Annotated in this window: 13 protein-coding genes and 1 tRNA gene; 6 read left to right on the top strand and 8 right to left on the bottom strand. The window is 59.0% G+C overall.

Annotated features, from left to right (window positions below; genetic code table 11):
• Positions 1–16: 16 nt before the first annotated feature.
• The 3 genes from JK199_RS12730 to JK199_RS12720 form a co-directional block, all read right to left on the bottom strand.
• Entirely contained in the window at positions 17–1,474 is a 1,458-nt protein-coding gene (locus JK199_RS12730; RefSeq protein ID WP_212376592.1) for an HlyD family type I secretion periplasmic adaptor subunit, read from the bottom strand.
• 3 nt (positions 1,475–1,477) lie between these two features.
• Complete coding sequence (locus tag JK199_RS12725; protein ID WP_212376589.1) at positions 1,478–3,733, bottom strand: peptidase domain-containing ABC transporter; 2,256 nt, start codon at positions 3,731–3,733, stop codon at positions 1,478–1,480.
• A 140-nt stretch (positions 3,734–3,873) separates the two neighbouring features.
• Positions 3,874–4,320, bottom strand: a complete 447-nt coding sequence (locus tag JK199_RS12720; RefSeq protein WP_212376586.1) for a hypothetical protein — start codon at positions 4,318–4,320, stop codon at positions 3,874–3,876.
• Positions 4,321–4,384: 64 nt separating this feature from the next.
• On the opposite strand from JK199_RS12720, the gene metH reads away from it, so the two are divergent.
• The 5 genes from metH (at position 4,385) to purF (ending at position 12,160) form a co-directional block, all read left to right on the top strand.
• Positions 4,385–7,891: a methionine synthase gene (metH, locus tag JK199_RS12715; protein WP_212376582.1), complete on the top strand. Its 3,507-nt coding sequence runs from the start codon at positions 4,385–4,387 to the stop codon at positions 7,889–7,891.
• 87 nt (positions 7,892–7,978) lie between these two features.
• Positions 7,979–9,658 (top strand): Na/Pi cotransporter family protein, encoded by a 1,680-nt coding sequence (locus tag JK199_RS12710; protein ID WP_212376579.1) that lies wholly within the window; start codon positions 7,979–7,981, stop codon positions 9,656–9,658.
• A 32-nt stretch (positions 9,659–9,690) separates the two neighbouring features.
• Entirely contained in the window at positions 9,691–10,095 is a 405-nt protein-coding gene (locus JK199_RS12705; protein ID WP_099050357.1) for a phosphoribosyl-ATP pyrophosphatase, read from the top strand.
• A 15-nt stretch (positions 10,096–10,110) separates the two neighbouring features.
• Entirely contained in the window at positions 10,111–10,635 is a 525-nt protein-coding gene (locus tag JK199_RS12700) for a CvpA family protein (protein WP_025824992.1), read from the top strand.
• A 46-nt stretch (positions 10,636–10,681) separates the two neighbouring features.
• Positions 10,682–12,160, top strand: a complete 1,479-nt coding sequence (gene purF / locus JK199_RS12695) for an amidophosphoribosyltransferase (RefSeq protein WP_077930905.1) — start codon at positions 10,682–10,684, stop codon at positions 12,158–12,160.
• Between the two features lie 67 nt (positions 12,161–12,227).
• Here purF and JK199_RS12690 read toward each other — a convergent pair whose 3' ends face one another.
• The 3 genes from JK199_RS12690 to JK199_RS12680 are packed head-to-tail and all read right to left on the bottom strand — an operon-like array spanning position 12,228 to position 16,117.
• Complete coding sequence (locus JK199_RS12690) at positions 12,228–12,932, bottom strand: PqiC family protein (RefSeq protein ID WP_212376575.1); 705 nt, start codon at positions 12,930–12,932, stop codon at positions 12,228–12,230.
• Positions 12,933–12,935: 3 nt separating this feature from the next.
• Positions 12,936–14,591, bottom strand: a complete 1,656-nt coding sequence (locus tag JK199_RS12685; RefSeq protein ID WP_244985143.1) for a PqiB family protein — start codon at positions 14,589–14,591, stop codon at positions 12,936–12,938.
• A gap of 44 nt (positions 14,592–14,635) precedes the next feature.
• The gene (locus tag JK199_RS12680; RefSeq protein WP_212376569.1) at positions 14,636–16,117 is read right to left on the bottom strand and encodes a paraquat-inducible protein A; all 1,482 of its coding nucleotides are present in this window, start codon (positions 16,115–16,117) and stop codon (positions 14,636–14,638) included.
• A 171-nt stretch (positions 16,118–16,288) separates the two neighbouring features.
• Here JK199_RS12680 and JK199_RS12675 point away from each other — a divergent pair.
• Positions 16,289–16,364: transfer RNA gene (locus JK199_RS12675), tRNA-Thr, on the top strand.
• A gap of 107 nt (positions 16,365–16,471) precedes the next feature.
• On the opposite strand, the gene JK199_RS12670 is transcribed toward JK199_RS12675, so the two are convergent.
• Positions 16,472–17,707, bottom strand: a complete 1,236-nt coding sequence (locus JK199_RS12670) for a NupC/NupG family nucleoside CNT transporter (protein WP_212376566.1) — start codon at positions 17,705–17,707, stop codon at positions 16,472–16,474.
• A gap of 92 nt (positions 17,708–17,799) precedes the next feature.
• Positions 17,800–18,642, bottom strand: a complete 843-nt coding sequence (locus JK199_RS12665) for a ribonuclease T2 family protein (protein ID WP_212376563.1) — start codon at positions 18,640–18,642, stop codon at positions 17,800–17,802.
• Positions 18,643–18,766 lie beyond the last annotated feature (124 nt).

The raw sequence follows: 18,766 nt of genomic DNA, 5'->3' as shown, positions 1-18,766 counted from the left end.
CTAACCGCGGCTCCCCTCAGGGCTCACGCATGCCGTCTGTCATCAGCGGCATAAAGCTGTTCAGCAGATATTGCATGACAGTCCGCTTACCAACACGAATATCAGCCGTTACAGGCATCCCAGGCTGAGGGTGGAAGAAGCTCGGCACCCCATGTAATGTATAACGATCAACGCGCAGACGAACACGGTAAAACTCTTTGCTGCTGCTATCTGGGGTTACATCGTTACTATCCTGCGCGCCCCCACCAGAGGAGTTTCCAACAAAGGAATCCGCACTAATCGTTCGCACAGTCGCGTCAGCGCCACCATATTGCTGGTTTGGGAACGTCGCAAACTTGACGAGTGCCTTATCTCCAAGGCGAACAAAGCCAGCGTCTTTGCCGGACATAACCGTTTCGATTTCAAGCCCTTTGCCGACAGGTACCAAAGTCATCAACTTTTGGCCAACTGTCAGGACGGCCCCGACAGACACCTTGGAGATATTGAGTACAACAGCATCTTCATCTGCCTTCAATGTCACCAAACTATTATGCAAGACGGCTTTCTGATAAGCACTTGTTGCTTCTGAAAGATGATGCTGTGCAGTTACAAGATCACGATAAGCTTCCGCTTTCCAGTTCTGAATATAGCCTTCTTTTTCAGAAACCTGAGCTGCCAGTTTATTCCGCGTACTACCCGCCAGTTGCTGCGCTGAAATCTGGGAACGCTCGACTTCCATCAGGTCATTCTGAGCACTTAGAGTGGAAAGCTTGCTCCCGACCTGATCTTTCTGCAACTGCATCCGCATTTTATGCACATCCGCCGCCACTTTGGCGCGTGCCGCATACATGGCAGCGCTGGCCTGAGCACTCTGCAGTTCATTTTGCAGGCTGGCAATCTGCTTGTCATAATTCATGACTTTGGCATCAAACTCAGCTTTGCGCCTTAGAAATGCTTCGGCCTGCTGAACAGAGGGCGGATTCTGGGGATCGGCCACGTAAGTTTTCCCCTGCGTCTCTGCGATAAGACGATCAACTTCGGCCTGATACTGGTCATTCTGGGTGCGCATGTTGTCGATATCCGCACCTGACGTCGTCGGATCGAGATGCGCAAGAACATCCCCTTTATGAACAAAATCCCCTTCCCGCACGTCAATGGAACGAACAATAGACGTATCCAGCGGCTGAACCACAAGGGTCTGTTCTGTTGAGACCAGACGACCTTGTGTTGAGACAACCCGGTCAAGAGGGAAAACCGTCATTACAGTCACAGAGGACAGAACCAGCGCCCCAACCAGCCACGTGATATACTGCGCTGATGGGGTTGGTGGCATATTGACCAGTGCGGCAGTAGGAGAATGAAACTCCAGCAACGCCACGGGCATATCGTCCTGTGCATACGGATCATCCGCCTGACGCAGAAAATCAGCCTCCTGCCCCTGATCCACTTCAGAACCAGCGGTCTGACCTGAGGCCACAATATCCTGTTCACTCATGGCTTACTCTCCCTCAGCGACCAGAGAAGACGAGCTGGGTTTGGCTCTTCCTTCCGTATGACGATTTTGCTGCATCCACAGCGTGCGATAAATATCGCACCGTTCAAGCAGGACATCATGTGGGGCAATATCTGCGACAGATCCGTGGTCCATCACACAGATCTGGTCGCAATTTACCAGAGACGACAGGCGATGCGAAACAATGACCATGGTGCGCCCTTTGCCAATCCGTTCAAGATTGGCGTTCACCAGTGCTTCACTTTCAGGATCGAGTGCAGAGGTCGCCTCATCCAGAATCATCAGCTTGGGGTCAGTAATGACTGCGCGTGCAATCGCCAGACGCTGGCGCTGGCCACCGGAAATATTGGTCGAGCCTTCTTCAATAAAGGTCTCATACCCGGCAGGCATCCGTTCAATAAATTCTTCCGCGCCGGCCATACGCGCCGCACGCACGACGTCATCAATCGTATATCCTGGACGGCCTGCCGTGATGTTTTCGCGGATAGTACCACGAAACAGGAAGTTATCCTGCAACACCACACCAAAAGACCGTCGCAGATGGGTCAGATTAATTTCACGCAGATCAATCCCATCCAGCTTCAGATAACCTGTATAGGACCGACTGACCCCCTGAAGCAGACGCGTGATGGTAGACTTCCCGGAACCGCTCCGCCCCACCAGACCGAGCATAGTTCCTGCAGGCACTTCAAAGTTTACGTTGTTAAGAGCTTTGGATGTTGAGCCTGGATAAGTAAAATCCACTCCGTCAAACGAGAGTGCTCCTTTAATCGCAGGCCGCATCCCGGTTGTGAGTGCCTTTGTTTCCGAGGGTTGATTGAGCACAGAGGCAGCTTCCCCCAAAGAGGTCATGACTTCGTTAAAATCATCAAGAAGCCTAGCAAACCCAACAAGCGGTGATGCCACTCTATTACCAAGCATCATAAATGCAACTAACCCGCCAACCCCGACAGAAGATGGACTTACCAGCGCCAGATAGGCCCCAATAAGAATAATACCGCGGTTGATAAACAGATCCAGAGGCATCACAAGAGTTTGCGGCCAGTTAGACATTCTTCCAACGGCAAGCTTCCATCGGATCACAACTGCGGTTGCTTCATCCCACACCTGCTTACGCATATTCTCCAAGGCTAGTGTCTTTAAAGTACGGATACCGGCAACTGTTTCGTATAAAATAGCGCCGCGCTCACGGTCTGCCTGCATTTGCGCAGTCATGACCTTAGCTACAGGTCCCATAAAAACCACCACGATGAGGCCGATACAACCAGCAGCAGCGACGGTCATCCATGCAAGGGTCGAACTGAGATAAAATAGAAAAGGTAAAATAACGACAAGCGTGAAGAGGTCGAGAAAAGTATTCATAAGCTTTCCGGTCAGAAAATCTCGGACCTTATAGATCGCCATGACACGACCAAGCAGGTTACCCGCCTGCTGACGTTCAAAATACTCCAGTGGTAGCGACACCAACCGACTGAATACATGTAAGGAAATGCGAGAATCAACACGGGTCGTCAGCACCATGGACAATTCACGACGTCCATAAGACAACAGAACTTCATAAACGGAAAAAACAACAATAATGCCACTGATCGAAATTAGCGTAGACATAGATTTGTAATTCACCACCCGGTCAATGACCTGCATAACAATGAGAGGTGGGAAAATCTGCAGAATACTCAGCGTCATGGATGCAATGGCAATATCACGCAGGGACCGTTTTTCCCGCAGGACCATCTTGGCCAGCCAGGTCAGATTAATCGGGGCATCAGCTTCAGACTGGTCACGACGCCGCTTAATCAGCAGAACGTCACCGGTCCAGATCCGGCTCAGACGCAGTTCATCCACAGGCACAGGCGCAGCCGCTTCATCCTTTAACGGATCACGGAGCCAGACAACACCTTTGGCCGGGTCTGCCCCCACCATCACCGCAGCGGAGCCGTCCCGGAACATCAGCACAATCGGCGGGGAGTTGGTCATTTTGACCAGATACCGCCACTTGATGCGCATCCCCTTGGCGACAGCACCCTGTTCTTCCAGCCAGCGCACCAGAGTGGCCGGAGACGGACTTTCTTCCCCGGGTTCTGCCGCAAAATCACGGACATCCAGTTCCAGCCCATGGAAGCGGGCCGCTGCAACAACCGCTCTCAGGCGAATCATCGTGGGGCTGACGCGGGAGGCACTTTCACGGCCTGGATCAGAAGAAGGGCCAGAAACATCAGGCACATGATCAGTCTGGTTCACGAACAACCCTTTTGACAAACCTTAATACGCGGCCCGACCGCCTCAGAATATTGGCTCCCGGACAAAAGTCCTTATGACAGGGAGTGCAGGTGACCTCAAAGTGTTTCTCCGCCTGAGGGGCGGGAGAGCGTGTTATTTTTTCAATATTCGCAGGAAAAACGGCTGGAAACCGCCTCCATCCCGCAAAGAGAAAAAACCAGAGGATCAGCGTGAATCACCCGCATCAGACCAGCAATGTCCCGTGCGGGGCAAATCAGACTGACTTTAACAAAAAAAGCACATTCCCCGCGGGCCCGCTCCTGTATCAGGCGCAGCAGCAACCGGCCCAGATACCCTCCCCCCTGACAGCAGGTGCATCCACCGCCATGCACACCCTCGCCAGCCGGTGGGGGGCATACACGCACAGCGCTCCATCCGGCCTGCTGCGCTGCGGTGGGAGAACCGCCGAGAAAAATGGCAAGACTGTCCGGCTGTGCCTGCTGCACGGCCTCTTCCAGAGACACCACTCTCAAAGGAATACGCTGGTCTTCCGGCCCCCTCCAGAGCAGAGGACTGGTGGACAGAGATGCCGCTCTCTGGAATAACACTCTCCCCTCCGGACCGGCGTCCGACCGGGGCTCGTCTTCCCGTTTTTTGTGATTTATGGGTGCCATGTCTTCTCGTCTTCCGCTTCTCGATGCTCTGCGCAATCAGGTCCTGCTGTGTGACGGAGGGATGGGCTCACGCATCCAGATGCTCGATCTGGATCTGAAACGGGATTACTGGGGGCAGGAAAACTGCACGGAAATCCTGACACTCTCGCGCCCTGAGCTGATCCGGGAAATCCACCGCGGCTATTATGAGGCCGGGGCGGACATGGTGGAAACAAACACCTTTGGCGGCTCCCCGATTACTCTGAGCGAATTCGATCTGGCTGACAAGGCGCGCGAGATCAACCGGAACTCCGCCATTCTGGCGCGGGAAGCCGCAGAAAGCTTTGTGGACGGCCGTACCCGTTATGTGGTCGGGTCCGTCGGGCCCGGCACCAAACTGCCGTCTCTGGGCAATGTGGATTATGACACGCTGGAAGCCGCCCTTGCCGAGCAGGGGCGCGGCCTGATTGAAGGCGGTGTCGATGCAATCCTGATTGAAACCTGTCAGGACACGCTCCAGATCAAAGCCGCCGTAAACGGCATGAAAATTGCCCGTGCGGAAATGGGCACCACCACGCCGATTTTTGTGCAGGTGACGGTGGAGACCACCGGCACCCTGCTGGTCGGGCCGGATATTGCCGCCGCAGCCACCGTCATCCACAGCCTTGATGTGGATCTGATGGGCCTGAACTGCGCCACCGGACCGCAGGAAATGGCAGAGCATGTCCGCTGGCTGGCTGAAAACTGGCCACGCCTGACCTCCGTCCAGCCCAATGCCGGCCTGCCGGAACTGGTGGACGGACAGACCCGCTACCCGCTCTCCCCCGAAGATATGGCCACATGGGTCGAGCGCTTTATTGTGGAAGATGGGCTGAACATGGTGGGCGGGTGCTGTGGCACCTCCACACCGCATATTGCGGCACTGGACGCCATGCTCCGCCGCCGTGCGGAAAGCACCGGCCAGCATCGCCCGGCCCCTGTGCCTAAAACGTCCGTGTGGATTCCCTCCGTTGCCAGCCTGTACACACAGGTCCCGCTGCGGCAGGAAAACGCCTATTTCTCCATTGGCGAGCGCTGTAACGCCAACGGCTCTAAAAAATGGCGTGAACTGCAGGAAGCGCATGACTGGGACGGCTGCGTCGCCCTCGGGCGTGAACAGGCGAAGGAAGGCTCCAACGCGCTGGATGTCTGCACGGCCTTTGTGGGACGGAATGAACGCGCGGAGATGGATGAAGTCATCAAACGCTTCACTTCCTCCGTCAACGCGCCACTGGTCATTGATTCCACCGAAACCCCGGTGATTGAAGCGGCCCTCAAGCTGCATGGCGGCAAGCCAATCATCAACTCCATCAATTTTGAGGACGGAGAAGGCCCGGCGTCCGACCGCATGGTTCTTGCGCGCAAGTTTGGTGCGGCGGTCGTGGCGCTGACGATTGATGAAGTCGGCATGGCCCGTCGCCCGGAAGACAAGCTGCGCATTGCCACCCGCCTTGTGGAGTTTGCCTGCGAGAAGTACGGCCTGCCGCAGTCGGATCTGATGATTGATCCGCTGACCTTCACCATCGCGACCGGTGCTGAGGATGATCGCAAGCTGGGCCTGTGGACGCTGGAAGGCATCCGCATGATCCGGGAAGCCTTCCCCGATATCCAGATTGTGCTGGGCCTGTCCAACATCTCCTTCGGGCTGAACCCGGCGGCGCGCGCGGTGCTGAACTCCGTCTATCTGGATCATGCCGTCAAGGCGGGCATGACGGCCGCCATCGTGCATGTCTCCAAAATCCGCCCGCTGCACATGATCGCCCCGGAAGAAGTCAAGGTTGCGGAAGACCTGATTTTTGACCGCCGGACGGAAGAGTACGACCCGCTGCAAAAGCTGCTGGCCCTGTTTGCCGACCGCAAGGCGTCTGAAGCCGTGCAGCGCAAGCGGGCGGAAACGGTGGAAGAGCGCCTGCGGGACCGCATTGTGGACGGGGACCGCAAGGGGCTGGAAGCCGACCTTGATGAAGCCATGGCCAAAATGCCGCCCCTTGAGATCATCAACACCGTGCTGCTGGATGGCATGAAGGTGGTGGGGGAACTGTTCGGCTCCGGCAAAATGCAGCTTCCCTTCGTGCTGCAATCCGCAGAGACCATGAAAGCCGCCGTGGCCCATCTGGAACCACATATGGAGCGCACGGAAGGCCAGCATCGCGGCACCATGGTACTCGCCACCGTTAAAGGGGACGTGCATGATATCGGCAAGAATCTGGTTGATATCATCCTGACCAACAACGGCTATCGCGTCATTAATCTCGGCATCAAAGTGCCTGTGGCGGACATGATTGAAGCCGCCCGGAAAGAAAAGGCCGACGCCATTGGCATGTCCGGCCTGCTGGTGAAGTCCACCGTGATCATGCGGGAAAATCTGGAAGAAATATCCCGCGCTGGTCTGGATGTGCCGGTGCTGCTGGGTGGCGCGGCCCTGACGCGCAACTATGTGGAAGAAGACTGCGTGGCCGCCTACGCCCCCGGTGGCCGCGTGGCCTATGCGCGTGATGCGTTTGACGGCCTGACCCTGATGGACCAGATCGCCCAGAAGGGCTTCGACGATTATCTGGCCGCTGTTGGCAAAAAACGTGAGGGCAAAGCGACCCGCCGCAACGCCCGTGCGCCGGAACAGGCGGAAACCCGAGGCTTTACGCCTGTTGACCCTGCGACCGCACGCGCCCGCCGCACCCGCCTGACAGTCGATGAACCTCAGCTGACCCCACCCTTCTGGGGCCCGCGCGTGCTGACGGCTACTCCGGAAGCCGTTCTGCCCTTCCTGAATGAACGCGCGTTGTATCAGTTCCAGTGGGGCTTCAGAAAGCAGGGCCGTTCACTGGAAGAATTCCTGAAATGGGCCAAGCAGGATCTGCGCCCCATTCTGCGCCGGATGCTGGACCTGACTGCTCAGGAAAACATCCTGAACCCGCAGGCCTCCTACGGGTACTGGAAAGCCGCTGGGGACGGGAATGACCTCGTGCTGTTTGAAGAAGACGGCACCACGGAAGCCGCCCGCTTCACCCTGCCGCGCCAGCCGCGGGACGATGGCGAGTGCATTGCCGACTTTGTGCGCGATATCAACGATGCCGAGCGCGATGTTGTCGGCCTGCAGGTGGTGACTGTCGGGCAGAAAGCGTCTGACATGGCGCGCGACTGGTTTGAAGAAAACCGCTATCAGGATTACCTGTACCTGCACGGCCTCTCGGTCGAGATGGCGGAAGCCATGGCGGAATACACCCACAAGCGCATCCGCTCGGAACTCGGCTTTGCCGCGGAGGATGCGCGGGACATGGATACCCTGCTCCAGCAGGGTTATCGTGGATCACGCTATTCCTTTGGGTACCCGGCCTGCCCGCGTCTGGAAGACCAGCACCCTATCCTGCGGTTGCTGGACGCAGAGCGGATCGGTGTTTCCCTGACAGACGGGGACCAGCTCCACCCGGAACAGTCCACCTCCGCCCTTGTTATCCTCAACAAACACGCGAAATACTTCACCATCTAAGGCCTGTCCGGGTCTGTAACGCCCCTCTGGTCTGGGGTAAGCCGGGCACCCCGGTCCTGACCACCGCACCAGAAGGGAGCCGCCACCTTGGAACTGCTGACACTCGTTGATCTTGCCGGAAGCGTCGCCCTGCTGCTGTGGGGCGTGCATATGGTGCAGACCGGCGTGCAGCGGGCCTGTGGCGCACGGCTGAACAGCCTGCTTTCCCGCATGCTGGGCAACCGGTTTCAGGCCTTTCTGACCGGCCTTGGCATTACCGCCGTCCTGCAATCCTCCACCGCCACAGGGCTGATGATTACCGGCCTTGCCGCCCGTGGGCAGCTTGAGCTGGCCCCGGCACTGGCGGTCATGCTCGGGGCCAATGTCGGCACGACACTGATTGTCCAGCTTCTGTCTTTTGATGTTGCGGCCATTGCCCCGGTTTTTGTGCTGACAGGCGTCATGCTGTTCCGGCGCGGACAGGGGGCATGGCGGGATTCGGGCCGGGTATTTATCGGTCTGGGGCTGATCCTTATCTCCCTGCGGCAGTTTCTCGTGCTGCTCGGCCCGTATACACACCGGCCGGAACTGACGGCCATGCTCGGCGCCATGAGCTCGCACGATCTGGCCGCCATCCTGCTGGGCGCGGTGCTTACATGGATCAGCCATTCCTCCGTCGCGACGGTCATGCTCGTCACCACCTTTGCCACCAGCGGCACCATTCCGGTGGAAACCGCTCTGGCGCTGGTGCTGGGGGCCAATATCGGCACCTCCATCAATCCTGTGGTGGAAGGCAGCCGGACGGACCTCACAGCCCGCCGTATTTCCATGGGCAATCTGCTGGTACGCGCCGTGGGGGCCGGGCTGCTGCTGCCTGTTCTGCCCTGGCTGAGTCCGCTTGTGGCACGGATGGAGCCGGATGCGGCCCGTCAGGTGGCGGATTTCCATACGCTCTTCAACATCCTGCTGGCCCTGCTGATGCTGCCGCTGCTCAACAGCTATGCCCGCCTGATGATACGGCTGATCCCCACGCCACCAAAAACCGCGCAGCAAACCCCCGGCACCCCGCTGTATCTGGACCGGCTGCTACTGGATAAAGCCCCCCAACTGGCCGTGGGCAGCGCCACGCGGGAAGCCATGCGGCTGTGTGACCTTCTTGCGGCCATGCTGCATGCCCTGCGGGAGGGTCTGACCCTGTCCGACCCGGCGCGCACCGGGGCCGCCCGGCCTCTGGGGAACGCCATGGAAGATCTGGGCAATGCCATCCGCTCCTATCTGGCCGGGCTGGACCCGGAGACAGCAAGCCAGAGAGAAATGGACCGGGCGGAAGATATTCTGGCCTTTACCACCCAGCTTCTGCACGCTGAGGATATTGTGGAACGCAGCCTTGTGCCCATGGTGCAGAAAATGGCGCGCCAGCGCGTCCCGCTCCCGCAGGACCTGCTGGCCCCGGTGCTGACCATGACGACGCAACTGACCGCAAACCTGAATATCTGCGCCACCGTCCTGCTGGGCACGGAGCACGGCACGCCCAATCCGCTCAGCGGCCAGAAGGATTTTTTCCGTGATCTGGAGATTGAGGCCACAACGGCCTACTTCGAGCGCCTGCGCCGCCAGACGTCTGAAACGCCTGCTCCCGTCAAGCCGGGTGACGTTTCTTTACAGGATGAAGAGGTCACGTATCAGCTCACGCTGCTGCGCGATCTGCGGCGTGTGAACACGCATATTGTCGCGGCCTCGACCTACCCCATGACCCCTGCCGAAGACGATCTTTTCGTGCAAGGTTGACCAGTCTCACTTCTCCTGCCCATCATGCCAGAATGCCGCATGTGTCCGACCCTAACGCCCGTCCCCCTCTTGCTTCCGGGCAGACCTCTGCGCCGGCAAGGGCGCGCACGGCCCCAGACCAGACGCCCCTCCCGCCAGAACAGCGGGCTGTTATCAAACGCCTGAGTCAGGAGATGGGCCTGCACGCCACAGCCTGCACGGCGGCGTTCATTGCCGGGAATCATCCTGATATTATCCGGGAAAGTGCTGCTTTTATCCGCAGTCTGGAAGCGATCTGGGCCGAAGAGGGACTGGACCCGACGGACGTCTGGACTGAACTGCTGCGCCGTATTGAGGTCGGGGATCTCTTCCTGCGCCTCAATCAGCCGCCGCACCGCAAAAAGCAGAATGGCAAAGCCGTGCGCCCCTGGTGGGTTGCCACCAGCAAACTGCCCTGAAAGACACGAGCCATTATGGCGGCCATTGATATCATTTCCCTCGTGATTGTGGGGCTTTCCGCCCTGCACGGCCTGTGGCGCGGCTTTACCCGGCAGGCGCTGGGTCTTGGCGGGTGGATTCTGGCCATTCTGCTGGCCTGCCGGTTCTATCCGCTGCTGATCCCGTGGACGCAGCCGTACCTGTCCAACCATCTGGCCGCGGATGCCGCCGCCTTTGTCATTCTGCTGCTGGCACTACTCATTGCGGCCTCCCTGCTCTCAGCTTTTATTGTCCGGCTGGTGCATCTCACCGCCCTCAGCGGTCTGGACCGCACGCTGGGGTGTGGCTTTGGTGCCATACGGGGCGCCTTACTCGTTGTGCTGCTTTTTATGGCCGCCCAGTGGTTCATGATGCCGGAAGATATGGCCAGCCTTGAGGCAAACGGGCGGCTGACCCCTTATATTCGTCTTGGCGCAACCTATATCCAGCCATTCCTGCCGGTTTTCAGTGCGAAAGGGGTTGCACCGAATCTCTCCACGGGTCATGACGCCACCTTGTGATCTCTTGCGGCCCTATGCCGGCTACTTGCGGAGGCCCTGCGCACCGATGCTCGCCCACCCGACCCTTCCTGACGCACCTGCGGGTGCGGCCTGCCATGATGACGACCACCCGCATGAAGAATGCGCCGTCTTTGGTATCTGGAACGCCAAAGATGCTGCCGCGCTGACGGCTCTTGGCCTGCACGCTCTGCAACACCGGGGGCAGGAAGCCGCCGGCATTGTTTCCTATGACGGACGCTTCCATTCCCATCGCGGGCTGGGGCTGGTGGGGGATGTGTTTAATGACCCCCGCGTCATGGCAACCCTGAAAGGGGACCGCGCCATTGGCCACAACCGCTACGCCACAACCGGGGCCACGCTGCTGCGCAACGTGCAGCCGCTGTTTGCGGAATTCGCCTTTGGCGGTCTGGCCGTGGCCCATAACGGCAACCTGACCAATTCGGACTCCCTGCGGCAAGAGCTTATCCGCCGTGGCTGCCTCTTCCAGTCCACCATGGATACGGAAGTCTTTGTCCACCTCATTGCCATCTCGCTCTACGCCACGGTGGAAGACCGCCTGATTGATGCGCTCAAGCGCGTCACCGGTGCGTATTCTCTCGTCGTGCTGTCTCAGGACGCGCTGATGGGCGTGCGGGACCCCATGGGGGTGCGTCCGCTGGTGCTGGGCCGCCTGCCGGGTGAAGACGGCAAGGACGGAAGCTGGGTTCTGGCCTCTGAAACTTGCGGTCTGGACATTATCGGCGCTGAGTTTGTGCGCGATGTCGAAGCCGGTGAGCTGGTCATTATCGACGATAACGGCATCCGTTCGCTGCGTCCCTTCGGGGACACCAAGCCGCATTTCTGCGTGTTTGAGTATATCTACTTCGCCCGTCCGGACTCCGTGCTGGAAGGCCTGCCCGTTTATGCCGTACGCAAGCAGATTGGTAAGGAACTGGCGCAGGAAAGCGGTGTGGACGCTGACGTGGTGGTTCCGGTGCCCGATTCCGGCGTGCCCTCCGCCATGGGCTATGCGGAAGCCAGCGGTATTCCGTTTGAACTCGGCATCATCCGCAACCATTATGTCGGCCGCACCTTTATTGAACCGACAGACCAGATCCGTAATCTGGGCGTGAAGATGAAGCATTCCACCAACCGTCCGGCGCTGAACGGCAAACGGGTTATTCTGGTGGATGATTCCATTGTGCGCGGCACAACGTCCCGCAAGATTGTGGATATGGTGCGCGCCGCCGGGGCTAAAGAGGTGCATATGCGCATCTCCTCCCCGCCCACCAAACATTCCTGCTTTTACGGGATTGATACGCCGGAACGCAGCCACCTGCTGGCCGCCCAGCATGATCTGGCCACCATGGCAGAACTGATTGGTGTGGACAGTCTGGCCTTTATCTCACTGGACGGTCTCTACCGCGCCATGGGGCATGAAAGCCGTGACGCCTACCGTGAACGCTATTGCGACGCCTGCTTTACCGGGGAATACCCCATTCCACTGATCGACCACGATCGGGAATTCGGCCCCGACTCAGCCTGAGGCTGGAACCCCGAACCAAAAAAGGCGGCCCCGGTGTGGGCCGCCTTTTTTTATCCGCTCTCAGACCTTATTTCCGGTGACGCGACCCTGCGGCAGAAGCTGGTACCGGGCTGCTTTCCGGCGGCTCAGGCGGCATCATCCGCAACTGTGCTGCGGCCTGATCGGCCAGTTGCCCGAGAAGCTGGCTCAGGGCTTCCACCATCGCCATGGTGCCGGAGGAGACCGCCGGAGCCTGCACCAGCACACGCTGCATATAGAACTGCCCGCTGGTATCCGGTGCGCCAGCCTGCGCGCCTTTGACGGACAGAGCTGCCTCAATCTGCACTGCGCCGGAGGGCCCGGCTGAGAAGCGGGTCACGGACAGTTCCACATAAGCCTGCGGCTCTGTGGAAACCGCGTCATTTTCCGCAAACACACTCGTACCCGGCAGGCGCTGCGCCAGATCCCCCGCCAGTGTGCGGCTGATCTGCCCGGCCAGTGAATCCCCCCACGCATCATTGGCGGAGACGGTCAGCTTATAACCGCTATCCGCTGTCACAATACGGTCCCGATCCAGCCCGGACGCAATGGTCGGCTGACGCACCTCCACAAAGCGCGGGCCACCCGGCGCAGGCTGCCCCGGCACAACGGAAAGGGTGTAGAGCGTCGGCCCCGCCCCGCTGGAGCAGGCCGTCAGGGTCGTCGCCATAACACCCAGTCCGGCCGCCCCCAGCAGCAGGCTACGGCGGGGAAGAGCCGCCTGAAGGCGACGTGAGGAAGGAGAGAACGTCATGCTTTATCGTCCCGATATCAGCGCAGTAGGATGGTTGGTCAGGAACTCGGACAGGAACCGCAGAGACCGCGCCGCCTGCCCAAGCTGAATGACCATAGCCTGAAGATTCCGGTGGAAATCACTGTTTCCGCCATACCCTGCCAGCAGGTGGTTGGCATTTTGCAGGGTCTGGTCAAGCTGGTTCGTCATTTCCGGCAGGCGCTGCATGAGCGGCCCCATGCCACTGCGGAGCTGAGCGCTCATGGCCTGAAGGTTCTTCAGCGACTCTTTCAGGCTGGCCAGAGACTGTTTGACCTCCGGGCTGGTCAGCGTTTTGTCCGCATTGGCCAGCAGGTTGTTGGCGTTTACGCCAATCTGCTCAAACGGCATGGCCGCCAGACGGGACGCCACGGTGGAAAGAGAATCCATAATCCCGTTCATGCCCCCTGCCTGACTGGGGATAACCAGCGTCGGCCCTTCCATGGACGTGGTGGCTGGCGGTGGGTTTTTTACAAAGTTCAGCGAGATCATGGTCTCGCCCGTCAGCAGGCTGGCGCTGTCGGTCGAGGCCCGCAGGCCGTTATCCACCAGCGTTTTGAACATGTCCGTCAACGCGCCATGCCGGATTTCATTCGCGGCCAGCACCCGTTCCGGCTGGATCTGCATGCCAATACGCACGCGCGGATGCCCGGCCTTCTGGTCCAGATCCAGCTTGACGCTGGTCACGCTGCCAATCTGAATCCCGAACATGGTGACCTGACTGCCCGGAGCGAGCCCCTTGACGGAGGATGTCACATACGTCGCCAGCGGCACGCGCTCATGATACCCGGCACTCTCGGAATCCGCCTGACTGTCATACAGCTTGAAGACGGTATCTGCCGGGGCTTCATCCCGCGCGGTTCTGTTATTCTCACGCGGCAGACCAAAGGCGACCCCACCGGAGAACAGCGCCTGAAGGGACTGCATCTGCACCTTCAGCCCGCCAGCCCCAAACCCGACCTGCACGCCCGACACGTTCCAGAAGCGCGTATCCGGGTAGAGATAATGGTCGTACGGCTCGCGCACAAAAAGCTGGATCAGGATCGGCCCGCGGCCACCCGGCGGCATGGTGTAACCCAGCACTTCCCCCACATCCACATCCCGGAAGAAGACCGGAGCCCCCTGCCCGATGGAACCAATAGTGGGGGTAATCAGCGTATAGGTCCGCCCCGGCTGATCAGACCGCACACCCGGCGGGGCTTCCAGCCCGCGGAACTCGGTCTTGCGGTGGCCCTTATCTCCGTCATTACCTTCCGGACCGGGGTCAAACGCAATATACGCGCCGGACATCAGGGTCTCCAGCCCGGTGATGCTGGCCCCGTTAATACGCGGGCGCACCACCCAGAAGCGGGCCTTGTCCGTCAGCATCGGGCTGGAACCCGCATTCATGCGGATGCGTACATTAACGTGCCGCAAGTCATCCGTCAGGGAGATGCCCTGCACTGTCCCCAGCACCACGGCCTTGTTCTTCACCTGCGTCTGGCCGCTTGTCAGGCCGTCTGCCGTGTCAAACATCACCGTAATTTCCGGCCCGTTATTGGCAAAGCTCTTCCAGATCAGAAAGCCCGCGATCACTACGGAAAGGACGGGAATAATCCAGATGATGGAAAACCGGATACGACGCACAACAGCATCCGGCATGGTGCTGTCATTCTCGTCGGGAGACTGATGATGATTCTGTCCGTTCACGCCCTGTCCGGCTCCCTGTTATCCTGATACGCGCTGGTCTGCAGGGCAGCAAAGCCACCCCTGCGGCGTTTGCCGCCGGTGCGGGCCAGCGCCGCATCCCCGTTTTTGCCCGCGGCATCCCACATCAGACGCGGGTCAAATGTATGGACCGCAAAAATTGTCAGCACCACCACAGCGGCAAAGCACACCATGCCACCGTTGGCTGTAATACTCGCCATATGGTTGAACCGCACCATGGCGACAAGAATAGACACCATGAACACGTCAATCATCGACCACCGGCCGATAATATCAATCACACGGTAGACTTTGGACCTGAACCGCAGATGCCGGTGTGACTTCCGCCGTGTTGCCTCGACCATATAGGACAGGCCGATCACTTTAAGCACCGGCACTGTCACGCTGGCAAATATGACCAGCAGGGAGAGCGGGATCATCCCGTCCACCCACAGCTCTATCGCGCCCTCCAGAATGGTATGGCCGGTTCCGGCCCCCATGCGGATAACGGTCATGACCGGATAAATATTGGCGGGCAGATAGAACACAATGGCGGAGACCAGCAACGCCACGGAGCGGCTCATGCTGTTGGCCTTGCGGTGCCGCACCACATGCCCGCAACGGGGGCAATATCCGGAAGGTTCGGTGGGGTGCAGGGGGTGGTCAAACTCCAGAACCAGCCCGCAGGAAAGGCAGGACACCCGGTTGGCCGAAGGCAGCAGAGGCTCATCGGCACTGGCCGCCACAAACGTCAGCGGCAGGCGCGGGCCGCGCATGGGCCGCATGACACTATCAATCTTCCGGTGCCGCCAGATAATTTCCGTGTCCAGCGTAGCATCCGTCGCGGCCATGGAGACCATCAGCCCGGCCACCAGATAAACCGCGGCCCCGACCTCCACAAACGCCAGATCCACCAGCTTGGTGTAGGCCACAAACACGCCCAGAATATAGACTTCCACCATGGACCATGGGCGCAGCGCCTCGTACCACTTCATCAGATGTGGCACCCAGGCGGGCAGGCTCGGCCGGAGCGATGCGGTCAGAATCATCCCCATCATGGCAATGACAATGCCGGGGGCGAGAATGGTGGCAATGGCCACCAGCACGCCCACCTCACCCCAGCCTTCATGCAGCAGTTCGATCGGCCCGGTGAGAATATCTACTGTGCGCTGCCTCCCATACAGGTCCAGCATCATGAGGGTGGAAAACAGCATGGCCACATACAAGGCGGCCGAGGTAATGCAGAACGCAAGTGGTGTGGCAATCGGCGCGGTTTTGTTTCGCCGGTCCAGAGACTGGTCACACCGCGGGCAACGGGCCTGCGTGCCGGGCGCAAGCTCGGGAAGTTTCTGGATCAGCCCGCAACACGGACACTCCATAACACCTTCAAGAACCTGAACGTGCCGGGTGTTATCAACCGATGTATCCTGAACAGGCATCACGGCGTCACGCATCAGGGCGGTAAATTGCGACACGCTCATGCCCGCAATCTTAGAACGAAAAAAACCCGAGCGTAATAGTCATGTCATAAGATTGCAGCCATGCGGGCCGGGAACCCGTCCTGCGGCCCCGCAAATATCTTTTGTTTTCCGCACTCTCCCCCGTTGCGTTTCCCGAACTGCTATGATACCCAGCCTTTCGAAAGTGAGTATGCCCGCTTAGCTCAGTTGGTAGAGCACGTCATTCGTAATGATGGGGCCGGTGGTTCGAATCCTCCAGCGGGCACCACTTTCGGTTTTCCTGAAAATTTTTAGCCGTCACGCTGCAACAGATGCAGAGCCTCGTGCTTGCGTTGCTTGTGCGTCAGTCTGTCAGCAGACTGGCCCTCCGCCTCTTCAGGCAAGAATAATCCCGGCAATCGCAGCGCTCATCAGGTTGGAGAGCATACCAGCCATCACAGCCCGCACGCTGACACGCGCCAGTTCCGCGCGCCGTTCCGGGCACTGGCTTCCAAACGCGGCAACAAGAATGCCGATCGAGCTTAAATTGGCAAAACCACAGAGGGCAAACGTCGCAATAGCACCGCTCCGCACGGAAAGAGCGCCGTTCTGCAAAGACGGACCAAGATGCAGATAGGCGACAAATTCGTTAATAACGAGCTTCAGCCCCAGAACAGAGCCAACCAGCGTACATTCCCCCGCAGGCACACCCAGAAGCCAGGCAACGGGCGAAAAAAGCAGGCCAAAAAGATATTCCAGTGAAAGGTAAGGCATGCTGATTGCCTGCCCCAACGCCTGAAACCCGCTATTGATCAGAGCAATCAGCCCGATAAACGCCACCAGTGTTGCCGCCACAGCAACGGCGGTTTTCGTGCCTTTCAGCGCCCCTTCGGTAATCGTTTCAAACAGTGCCTGATGATAGGAGGAGCGTCCGGCGGCCAGCGTATCCACCCCACTCCCCGCAGGGCGGGGTGCCAGAATTTTGGCAAACATCATGCCACCCGGAATAGCCATGAAGGACGCGGCCACGAGATAATGGGCCGGCACCCCCAGCCCCACATACCCAACCAGCGTCGCACCGGACACGGAAGCAACACCGCTGCACAGCACGCTGAACAGTTCCGTCGGCGCCATCGTGCTCAGATACGGCCCCAGAGCAACCGGCAGTTCACTCTGGCCAATAAAAATGGTGATAACCGCGCCAAACGATTCAAGAGGCGACGTGCCGAGCAGCTTTTGCAGGATTTTCCCGGTACCACGCGCAAAGGCCTGCATGAGGCCGATGTGAAACAAAATAGCGATCAGCGCGCTGACATACACCAGTGAGGGCAGCACCCGGAACGCAAATACAAACCCTTCATGCGGGAAGACGGCGTCCATTTTATCGCCCGCCAGAGGGCCAAACAGGAAGCGTGCTCCTTCATCCCCGCAGGACAGAATGTTGGTGACAAGCCGGGACAGGGACCACAAAACCTGCTGCCCCGCAGGCACACGCAACACCAGAAGCCCGATGGCAATCTGCGCCAGCAGGCAGCTCAGAACCGTGCGAAGGCTGATATTTTTACGGTCTGTTGAGAAAAAGACCGCAATGCCCAGCAGCAGGAGAATCCCCAGACATCCACGACTATGCACTCACTGATCCTTCTCTCACGCTCTGCATGGCCGCCTGCCCTGATGTTATCACCACATAAAACGCCCCTGCTTTACAGCGGACAAAGCCGGGCTTACCGCGCAGCGCCGCCCACAACTCCGGCTGTTGTCCATTGTGGCACCAGAAACTGTGCGGGGCAGTTATCCTGAAGCTGCGGGCTGCTCAGGAATGCATCTGTTTTGGGAAATTTGTCTAAAGACGCAGGTTTAAGCGTAAACCAGATCTGCGAGAGAACGGCCTCCCCTGTCGGGGTCTTGTTACACTGGAACTGCACGCCCCGGTTTGGCAGGGGGCCGGTATCGGCTTCGATCTGACGGGTCAGGTCGGCTTTTGCAATCCGGGTTCCGGCCTCCGTCAGCAGATGGGCGGCTGCGGGAAGTGCCGCAAAACGGTCCCGCAGATGCGTGGCAACGGAGAAGAACTGCTCTCCGTCCATGCCAAAACACTGCACATGTTTTGTGTATTCATGCGCGACAAGGCTGGAATGGGTATGGGCCACAACCTCTGACAAGCGGTGCGTCAGTGCATCCGACAATGCGGGCGCTGCGGAAGGGGCTTCTCCATCATACAGGCTGCACCCTTTACGCCACCATGTCGTCACCGGTACCTGCGCCTGTATCAGATCAGACGGGCGGGACGCCCAGAGCCCGTGCAGCCCGATAAGAGGCATGTGCGGCTGATCCGCCTGACAGCTATTGCCCTCCGGGCCGGTGCAGAACCCCGGCTGCCATGTCAGCGCGAGGGTATAATGCCCAAAATCCCCGTGCCGGGGGGCGGCAAGCGCAAGCGCCTCCGTGGCTCCGGCAGAGGAGGTGGAAGGCGAAGAGGACGATGGGACAGACGGCTGATGCGCACATCCGGACAGCAGAAAGCAGGCAGCCATCATTCCCGTAAAAACATACTGTACTGCCCGCATAGTCTGTCTGCCCCCTGCGCAGAAAGGTTAAGAGAACAGGCTCTATCCTGCTGATATGCAAAGGTATTACTGTTGCTTACATCTTGTGCTGTGTCTATGATTTTTATAATGGAAATGCACCGTT

This window comes from Acetobacter persici, assembly GCF_018256955.1.
GTDB classification, from domain to species: domain Bacteria; phylum Pseudomonadota; class Alphaproteobacteria; order Acetobacterales; family Acetobacteraceae; genus Acetobacter; species Acetobacter persici.
Note: the sequence above shows the minus strand (reverse complement) of the source record. Positions and strands in the feature narration are given on the sequence as shown.

What these genes read in the sequence shown, in the direction of transcription:
- JK199_RS12680 (WP_212376569.1), bottom strand. Translation starts at nt 16,117, where the DNA reads ATGAGCGTGTCGCAATTTACCGCCCTGATGCGTGACGCCGTGATGCCT.
- JK199_RS12730 (WP_212376592.1), bottom strand. Translation starts at nt 1,474, where the DNA reads ATGAGTGAACAGGATATTGTGGCCTCAGGTCAGACCGCTGGTTCTGAA.
- JK199_RS12700 (WP_025824992.1), top strand. Translation starts at nt 10,111, where the DNA reads ATGGCGGCCATTGATATCATTTCCCTCGTGATTGTGGGGCTTTCCGCC.
- JK199_RS12685 (WP_244985143.1), bottom strand. Translation starts at nt 14,591, where the DNA reads ATGCCGGATGCTGTTGTGCGTCGTATCCGGTTTTCCATCATCTGGATT.
- JK199_RS12665 (WP_212376563.1), bottom strand. Translation starts at nt 18,642, where the DNA reads ATGCGGGCAGTACAGTATGTTTTTACGGGAATGATGGCTGCCTGCTTT.
- metH (WP_212376582.1), top strand. Translation starts at nt 4,385, where the DNA reads ATGTCTTCTCGTCTTCCGCTTCTCGATGCTCTGCGCAATCAGGTCCTG.
- purF (WP_077930905.1), top strand. Translation starts at nt 10,682, where the DNA reads ATGCTCGCCCACCCGACCCTTCCTGACGCACCTGCGGGTGCGGCCTGC.
- JK199_RS12690 (WP_212376575.1), bottom strand. Translation starts at nt 12,932, where the DNA reads ATGACGTTCTCTCCTTCCTCACGTCGCCTTCAGGCGGCTCTTCCCCGC.
- JK199_RS12705 (WP_099050357.1), top strand. Translation starts at nt 9,691, where the DNA reads ATGCCGCATGTGTCCGACCCTAACGCCCGTCCCCCTCTTGCTTCCGGG.